Raw genomic sequence first — 8,567 nt, 5'->3', positions numbered from 1 at the left:
GTTAATAAAGCTATTCTGAATCAATTTACTTTTTCTTACAGTTTCAAAAAATTGATTACTTCTTATATTTTATAGGAATACTCCACATTATTCAAAAATAATTATGTTACATTTTAATTACTGTTATATTTCACAAAAAAACAAACACACATCTAATATGCATGTTTGTTTATTTATAAGGTGTATAGTCCATGAAAATAAATGACATAGCTGCTGAACGATTCTTATAGTTGTAGTGACTTAGATTAATTGTGCCCTCTTCTTCACCGTTTCTATAATTCATAAATCTGTTCACATTATTAATCATTACAAAATCGGCATTATCCCTTATATTATTTAGATCATCATTTCTAGCAAAGAAATGTTCCAAATTTAAGTGTTCATAATCCATATGATGAGCCTCCTAATCTTTGCCCCTAGAACATATGTCCATATATACACAAATATACACGGTTTCATTTGAATTGTAAATCATTTGAACATACATTTTAGAACCTATATTTGTGTATAATTTATATCTTAAACTTCCATTACACCATTTCTGCATAACCTTCTTGCATTAGATTCATTTTAGTTGAGTTTTTTCGTTATTTAACAATTTTAAAGTTAAAAATACTTATAATAAAATGTTCTCATCCGGAAATACTTGTGTGCATGTACACCGATGAGGTTAATATGAAAGAAAGGAACTTTGAAGCATATTATCAAAAATATGAAAGAATGATTCATTACTTTTTACATGATTATAATATACATTATCATTATGACGATTACTTTCAATTAATGTGTATTAAACTTTGGGAACTGTATAATTCTTATGACTGTACAATGTCAGATAATGAAGAAAAATATATTTATATTAAACTAAAGTACTATTTAATCGATTTATTGAGAAAATTTACTAAAGAAAGCATGCGATTGATACCTACTCAGGAACAAAGTATATTAGATAAATCTTATTACGATCATTACAAAATTGAAATGTACACTTTATTAAGTATACTTACAGATAATGAACTGACATGGTTCAAATTAACTTTACAAGGATTTTCAACACAAGAAATAGCTATTTATATGAATAAAAGCAATTCTACAATTAAAGGATACAGCAAACATACTCGCATAAAGTTAAAGCAATATTTTTTATTTTAAATACTAAAAAATCACCAATATATACAAGACGACACCTCCATATCATGTAATATATGTTATGGAGGTGATAATTTGCAATCTAACATTATTAATAAAAACATGACTTACTTGAAATATTCAAATCATCCTCATTTTAAATATCAAATTGGATATTTAGATCATTCAACTAGCTATTCTAATTTAACGATTCAAACACTTATTAATCAAACTTTATTAATAGAAGGTGCTAATCTTAAAACTAGAGAACAATATGCTCGAAAGATATTAAAAATATCTAAATTATTACCTATATTAATTCACGCAACTCAAGATTTTTCATTATTCCCTATAACTTCTAAAAATCATCTTGACTATATCCTCATTAATTCAAAGCATGTAGATTCTATAGAACAGCATAACAATCATTGTTCAATCATCTTTACAAATAATGCTTTATTAAACACAACTCGTGATTTAAATATTATATCAAAAAAAATGGGTGAATCATTACGACTCATCCATCATCAAAAACTTCATTTATCAAATTTATAACAAGTTATGTATCATCATAATTTATGATCTTTCAACTGGCTACTTACGCCAGACAACAACGCCTGATATGCACTGTTAAAGAAAGTTAATAATACTTCATCTCTTCGCATAATGCTTTCTAAGTCTTCTTCATACATCAAGAAACTGCCGTCTTTACCATTATATTCTGCATATGACGGTTCAACTTGTTTTAAGTTTATCTTATCTTGCTTAAATGGATTAATCTTAATAATATAATAAGGAGATTCTCTATATTTATCTCCAAAATAATAGCATAAAGAAACTGTGTACTCGTGATTTCCTTCAACATAAAATATTGAAGTCACATCAAATTTATCCCAAAACAAGCCCGTTTTGACATCTTTGATATTTTTTGAATGTAAAAATTGATAATGATCATATTGTGCTTGTTGCATGAGCCTTAATGCTTTATATGCCATCTTTGGATCAAACACACGCTCTGTATCATCTTTATCCAACGTCTTATCATACGGAATGTTATATGGCTTTGTATTGATCGCGAAATCGATACCGTTTTCTCGTAAATTATTAAATATAAATTCATAATATGATTGAATCGTTTTGCCGGTTTCAACAATCATCATCGTTTCGTTATTATTAACAGTGACAACTAATTGTTGGTCAATCAAATCTAAATCAATGCCAAATTCTTGTCCTTTGTACTGTAATAAACCAGTCGATAAACCTACTTGGCTTACACTCAACATAACATGTTTATATAAAGGTTCTTCTTGTTTAACTTCTAAACAACATTTGCCCATAATTTGCGCTATATAACGAATAGTTGCGCGTGTTTCACGCCATTCATCAAAATATAATAAACTCATTTGTGATACCCCCTAAATTGTTGTTAAGACATTTCTTTAAATCTTTTCACAATCAGTAGCCTTCGAGTAAAATAAGCATTCACCCATTGTATGCCTTTATATCCGATATAGATCAATATTAGTCCAATAACTAAATATAATATTTGGAACAATATAGCTTCACCAAATGGTTTAGTAAAGTACAATGTAAATGTACCTAAGATTAACATTGCCGCTGTTATTAAGATCCCCATCATTACGACATTTCCAAATAGTAAACCACCTAGATTTAATATATTTTGAGACGAACTAGGCGCTTTTGAATGTTGAATGATACATTCATCGATAAAGTGATTTACAAATCGTGTTGGTTTACCATATTTATCTATTAACTTTTCACTCTCTGGACAAGTCAATTTATTTAATGCAATTTCTTTTTCGTGTTTTTTAATAAACCATAATTTTTTTAAAACTATAGCTTTATATTGTTCGTTATTCATGTTACACCTCTAAAAATCATTAATAATTTAATTATAACATTAATTATATACACGGTAATGCATTATCTAATTTCATTTTTGTAAAGGAGATTATATATGGTTCCCTATCAACTTATAACTTTAAAATCTGAAACAACTTTTCTAATAAATGATGATATGATTTCACTCATTTATGTGATTGACGGCGAATTAGTATTATGGCATGAATATACGCATAATATTATTAAAATAAAATCTGGATACTATACTGTTATTCCTTCAAATCATGCTATATTTATAGACTGTCAGCATAGTTTGGTGTATGTTCTGCAAATAAACATTTATGTAATCAATTTGGTGGCAAGTGATTTAGGATTTCTAAATCACTACCAAAACGATATCATCTTAAGTACCAAAGATTTTCAAGATATTATAAATAAACAATTAGCCACCTTATGTACAAATACCCCCAATCACGACTTAAAGCTTAATACTGATTTATCTTATTCTTTAATTTCATTACTTAAAGTTTTAAAACTTCATTTAAATGATTCAAATCCTGATTCTATAAATAGACAATCATATCATTCAGCATTTGATTTTAACGAAGACATACAATTTAGATTATTTGAATCCGCTATAGAACTTAGTTATAACCATAAAAAAACAATTGCACAAATTGCACTAGACTATGGCTTCTATGACCAATCTCATTTTACAAAAACATTCAAAAAATATAAAAATATGACTCCTAGCGCTTTTAGAAAATGGTCTCAGTCACAATTATCAAATAGTTAACTATCTATCATATAAGAATAATAAAGAGTGGGCATAAGAAATCTATTTTAAAACAGATTTCTTATGCCCACTCTCATTTGTTAAATATTTATAAATTAGTATTCATTTGTTTTAAGTGTTAATTCAAGGCGATCAATAATGTTTTCAAGTTGAATAAGGTTTAAATCATTTTGTTTAGAGATTGAATCTCTATTTGAAACTAAATATTGAACGATTAATTGCAATGGAATAATTGCCCCTTTTTGAACATTGCTATCATTTAAAACAAATAATCCATCAGACTGACTTAAACTAAATTGTTTCGAATCTTCTTTGTTTAAATCATTTTGAAAATATACTTCACCATGCGAAAATTTCATATGTGTGCGCTCTTCTAAACTTAGCACAGCATCATGAAATGTTTCATGATTCAGCCCTTTATAAAATTGATAAATAATTTGCTCTTGTTCCTCTTTACCATTTACAATTTTTATATTTTGTAGCATAGTGTTTCACCCCATCTCACTTACTAATTTTAACATTTAATGGAACAGATTTTGAGTGTTTTTATATTACATTTTGAAGTCATTTATTACATGATATTTCGAATTTCACTAAAGAGTCATATTTTTATTTAATATCATATTGTAATTTACTGTAAATAAATATATTTTTATTAAGTAACCAATAAAAATATATAAGAATAGAGGTTAATAAATGAAACAAACTTACAATCCATTAAGGCGATTACACTTTTACGCAGCATTTTTTATAACACCTTTACTATTAACATTGTCTTTAACTGGTATTGGATATTTATTTTACACAAATGTCGAGAATAACATTTACCATGACCAATTTTTTAGTGAAAGTCAAACTAAAGAACATCAATCTTTAGATGACGCGATAAAAGAAATAGAAAATGTTTATAAAGGCTATCACATTCAGAAAATAAGCATCATGGATGAACCCTATAATAATAGAGTTACGATTGGTAATGATGATGGTGAATCAAGATACATATTTTTAGATAAACATAATCAACGTGTAGCTAACCAAAACGCACTTTATACATATTCAAACGTTATGCGCTCTACACATAGTTCATTGATGGTTGGTGGTACATTCGTAAATTATTTAGTCGAACTCGCTGCTTGTTGGACAATCTTTATGATTGGATCAGGTATATATTTAACGTTTAAGTCGAATGCATTAAAGAAATCTAACCACAAAACTTCCTTCATTAAAAACAGAAGATTACATGCAATTTTAGGTTTAATTATTGCAATACCTATATTTATCATTGTACTTACAGGTATTCCTTGGTCAGCATTCATGGGTAAACAAATAAACCAATTTGCTGATGAACATCCTAAATTTGGTTATACAGCATTAATGGCTAGCCCTCCACAATCAGAAGATAATGAATTACCTTGGGCTACTAGAAATAAAGAGAAACCCGAATCTAAAAAAGATCCACATAAAAATCACCATGGTGGATCCAGCAATGTTATTGGTGCTGAAGGCCAACAAAGTTTAGAAAGTATCATATCAATTAGTGAAAAAGAAGGCATATCAAAACCGTTTTCAATTGTATATCCAGAAGATGAAAAAGGTGTGTTCACAGTTTCTAAAGGTAGCAATACTGGCGTTACAGGTCTAGACGTTGCACCTAAAGAAGAAACAACTGCTTATTTCGATCAATATTCTGGTAAAAATTTAGGTAAAGTGAATTATGAAGACTATGGCATCATCGGTAAGTGGTTTAGCTATGGTATTCCATTACATGAAGGCCACCTATTTGGTACTCCAAATAAAATAATCAATTTATTCGTTTGTTTAGCATTTATTGGCGGCATAATATATGGATTTATGAGCTGGATGAAGAGAAGAAAAGAAGGAACATTCAGTGCGCCTAAGAGAATAAATGGCCATTTATCGATGAGTTTACTGATATGCCTAATAGTTCTTGGTGTTTTGATGCCTTTATTCGGTGCATCTTTAATTATCGTAGCAATTATTGAAGCAATCCTTTATAGAAAAAACAAAAAATTGAGCACCAAATAAATAAAACCTCTGACCAATAAAGATTATTGGTCAGAGGTTAATTTATTTGGTGATATGTTTTATAGGTTTTGCTGGATTCCCACCTACAACCGTATTTGATGCTATATCTTTAACTACAACTGCGCCTGATGCTACAACAACATTATCTCCTATCGTAACACCTGGATTAATAACAGCATGACCACCAATCCACACATTGTTTCCAATTTTTATTGGTTTTGCAAATTCTTTACCATTGTTTCGTTCAAATGGATCTATAGGATGTGTTGCAGTGTAAATACCTACATTAGGTCCTAACATGCAGTTATCTCCAAAATGTATAGTCGAAACATCCAACATTGTACAATTATAGTTTGCATAGAAGTTTTCTCCTAAATATATGTTATACCCGTAATCAACATTGAAATTTGGATTGATTTCAAATTCATTTTTATAGCCACCTAATAATTTTTTCAATAAATTTATTCGTTTATCCTTATTCTTAATAGGTGTTTGATTAAATTCATAAGTTAATTGTCGAGCTGTTTCTCTTTCTGAAACTAACGTCTCATCGTTTGGTAAATACATTTCTCCATTAATCATTTTTTCTTTTTCAGACAAAAGCACACCAACTTTCTTAGAGCATAATTAATTGTCACTAAATTTATTTGCTTGGCTCGGGATGTACATATGAAGAATAAACACCTTTATCGCGTAATTTTAATTCTACCGAATCACAAATATCATGAGCCTCGTCTAATGTTAATTTCTTATCAACAATTATAGTAACATCTAAAAATATACTATTTCCATGGTACCTACCTTTAATTGAAGGAACATTCATGACGCCATCTATATGTTCTATATCTACAATATAGTCGTTTAAATCTTTTTCGTGAAACCCATCGCTCAGCGTAAATATGGATTCTTTAAAAATGGTAAACCCAGTATAAATAATAATAAACCCTAATAAAACTGCTAAAATAATATCCACGATTGGGAAACCAAATTGTGTAAAGATTAATCCTATACCTGTCCCTATACTTACTAATGCATCAGATAAATTATCTTTAGAAGCTGACTTTAGTGACGTACTTTCAGTTCTTTTTGATAGTCGCGAATTATACACATACACCATAATCATCACTATACCACTTAAAAAACTGACCCAAATTGTTAAACTATTAGGTTCATTGATTTCACCGATAAATAATTTAGGGATATTTGTTAATATTACTTCAATCCCAACAAACATAATAATAAATGAAACGATTAACGTTGTTATGTTTTCAGTTTTCATATGTCCATATGGATGATTCTTATCGGCGGGTTTAATTGAAATCTTTAATCCTACTAATACTGCAATAGACACTAATATATCTGTAAGATTATTTAAACTATCAGCCTTTAATGCAGATGAATGGTAAGTTGTTCCGACTATAAACTTTATAACCGAGAGGATAATATACGTAATTAAACTAACATAAGCACCTCTTTGAGCTATTTTTAAATTTTTCTCCATATGTTTTTACACTCCAATTTTTTCATTGAAATATGATTATATAACAAAAATTCTCTCAAGGTAACTGATTAGCTATAGTAAAATAATAATAATTTAAATATATATTTTCGAATTAGGCATGCCTACATTAAGATTAAAATACTGCAAAAATGACAACAATGAATCTCAATAAGTATTTTATAAATTGGTGAGAATATAAATAAATTCTCCTAATCTGTATGTTCATTCCAACAGATTAGGAGAATTGTATAGTATGACGCTTTAAATATTATAATAGTTTGTTCATTTACTATAGGATACTTAAGCCACTAGCTTTAATATCTTTAGCAAATCCTTCAACTGTATCTACAGATAACTCATTTACGTCTCTGCCGATGTTTGGCACTTTTGCCACTACATCTTTAGGACATGTAATGATATCTACACCAATTTCATCTGCTTGAACAACGTTGAATAATTCTCTACAACTTGCCCAAAGTAATTTGACGCCATCTTTACTATGGCATACTTTTTCAGCTTCTTTCATTAATGGTAATGGATCTACACCAGTATCAGCAATACGTCCTGCAAATACTGAAACATATGATTCAACACCTGGTTTAATAGCTTCTACAATTTCTTTAACTTGTTCAATTGTATACACTGCAGTGATGTTTACTTTCACATTATTTGATGAAAGTTGTTTAATTAAAGGAATCATTGATTCCCCTTTTGTATTTACGACTGGAATTTTAACGAAGACATTTTCACCGTATTGTTTCAAAATCTCTGCTTCTTTAGACATAGTTTCCATATCATCAGCAAATACTTCAAATGAGATTGACGCATCTGGAATAGCTTTAACTACTTCTTCAGCAAATGTCTTATAATCCGTAACGCCTGCTTTCTTCATTAAACTTGGATTTGTTGTAAAACCATCTACTTCTTTATTTTGGTAAGCCTTTTTCATTTCTTCGATGTCTGCACCATCGGCAAACACTTGAACATTTAGATTGCGCATCGTATTCATTCCTTTCAAATTATGTAATTTTATCGTACCATAATTATTAAATACTTACTAAATCATTTGATTTAAATAATACTTTTCGAGTTAATATACATGTTTTTTGTTGTATTTTATGCGATAATAAGTATAAATTTAAAAGAAAAATTATATTGTTCTAAATTAATTATTTTATATTATATGATTCAGGGGGTGTAATACAATGATAAGTGACCTAGAAACGATAAACC

Annotated in this window: 11 protein-coding genes; 4 read left to right on the top strand and 7 right to left on the bottom strand. The window is 28.7% G+C overall.

Features of this window, described 5'->3' with window-relative positions:
• Positions 1 to 169: 169 nt before the first annotated feature.
• Positions 170 to 391 (bottom strand): hypothetical protein, encoded by a 222-nt coding sequence (locus tag CD111_RS08875; RefSeq protein ID WP_095087300.1) that lies wholly within the window; start codon positions 389 to 391, stop codon positions 170 to 172.
• A 284-nt stretch (positions 392 to 675) separates the two neighbouring features.
• Here CD111_RS08875 and CD111_RS08870 point away from each other — a divergent pair, with 284 nt between their 5' ends.
• Positions 676 to 1,152: a sigma-70 family RNA polymerase sigma factor gene (locus CD111_RS08870; RefSeq protein WP_095087298.1), complete on the top strand. Its 477-nt coding sequence runs from the start codon at positions 676 to 678 to the stop codon at positions 1,150 to 1,152.
• Between the two features lie 72 nt (positions 1,153 to 1,224).
• Positions 1,225 to 1,683, top strand: a complete 459-nt coding sequence (locus CD111_RS08865; protein ID WP_229726480.1) for a competence protein ComK — start codon at positions 1,225 to 1,227, stop codon at positions 1,681 to 1,683.
• 14 nt (positions 1,684 to 1,697) lie between these two features.
• On the opposite strand, the gene CD111_RS08860 is transcribed toward CD111_RS08865, so the two are convergent.
• Positions 1,698 to 2,531 (bottom strand): DUF5996 family protein, encoded by an 834-nt coding sequence (locus CD111_RS08860; protein ID WP_095087296.1) that lies wholly within the window; start codon positions 2,529 to 2,531, stop codon positions 1,698 to 1,700.
• Positions 2,532 to 2,554: 23 nt separating this feature from the next.
• A complete protein-coding gene (locus CD111_RS08855) occupies positions 2,555 to 3,010 on the bottom strand; it encodes a hypothetical protein (protein ID WP_095087294.1) in 456 nt (151 codons plus the stop codon).
• A 96-nt stretch (positions 3,011 to 3,106) separates the two neighbouring features.
• Here CD111_RS08855 and CD111_RS08850 point away from each other — a divergent pair, with 96 nt between their 5' ends.
• Positions 3,107 to 3,787 (top strand): helix-turn-helix domain-containing protein, encoded by a 681-nt coding sequence (locus tag CD111_RS08850; RefSeq protein ID WP_095087292.1) that lies wholly within the window; start codon positions 3,107 to 3,109, stop codon positions 3,785 to 3,787.
• Between the two features lie 95 nt (positions 3,788 to 3,882).
• Here CD111_RS08850 and CD111_RS08845 read toward each other — a convergent pair whose 3' ends face one another.
• Positions 3,883 to 4,272: a hypothetical protein gene (locus CD111_RS08845; RefSeq protein ID WP_095087290.1), complete on the bottom strand. Its 390-nt coding sequence runs from the start codon at positions 4,270 to 4,272 to the stop codon at positions 3,883 to 3,885.
• A 211-nt stretch (positions 4,273 to 4,483) separates the two neighbouring features.
• Here CD111_RS08845 and CD111_RS08840 point away from each other — a divergent pair, with 211 nt between their 5' ends.
• A complete protein-coding gene (locus CD111_RS08840) occupies positions 4,484 to 5,833 on the top strand; it encodes a PepSY-associated TM helix domain-containing protein (protein WP_095087288.1) in 1,350 nt (449 codons plus the stop codon).
• Between the two features lie 42 nt (positions 5,834 to 5,875).
• Here CD111_RS08840 and CD111_RS08835 read toward each other — a convergent pair whose 3' ends face one another.
• The 3 genes from CD111_RS08835 to CD111_RS08825 all read right to left on the bottom strand — a co-directional run bounded on the left by CD111_RS08835 (position 5,876) and on the right by CD111_RS08825 (position 8,334).
• A complete protein-coding gene (locus CD111_RS08835) occupies positions 5,876 to 6,415 on the bottom strand; it encodes a sugar O-acetyltransferase (protein WP_095090097.1) in 540 nt (179 codons plus the stop codon).
• Between the two features lie 61 nt (positions 6,416 to 6,476).
• Complete coding sequence (locus CD111_RS08830) at positions 6,477 to 7,334, bottom strand: cation diffusion facilitator family transporter (RefSeq protein WP_095087286.1); 858 nt, start codon at positions 7,332 to 7,334, stop codon at positions 6,477 to 6,479.
• Positions 7,335 to 7,623: 289 nt separating this feature from the next.
• Positions 7,624 to 8,334 carry a transaldolase gene (locus CD111_RS08825; RefSeq protein WP_095087284.1) on the bottom strand — a complete coding sequence of 237 codons (711 nt, stop codon included), beginning with the start codon at positions 8,332 to 8,334 and terminating at the stop codon, positions 7,624 to 7,626.
• Positions 8,335 to 8,567: the final 233 nt, after the last annotated feature.

The organism is Mammaliicoccus stepanovicii, from assembly GCF_002902525.1.
Lineage (GTDB): Bacteria > Bacillota > Bacilli > Staphylococcales > Staphylococcaceae > Mammaliicoccus > Mammaliicoccus stepanovicii.
This window is presented reverse-complemented; position numbering and strand designations above follow the sequence as displayed.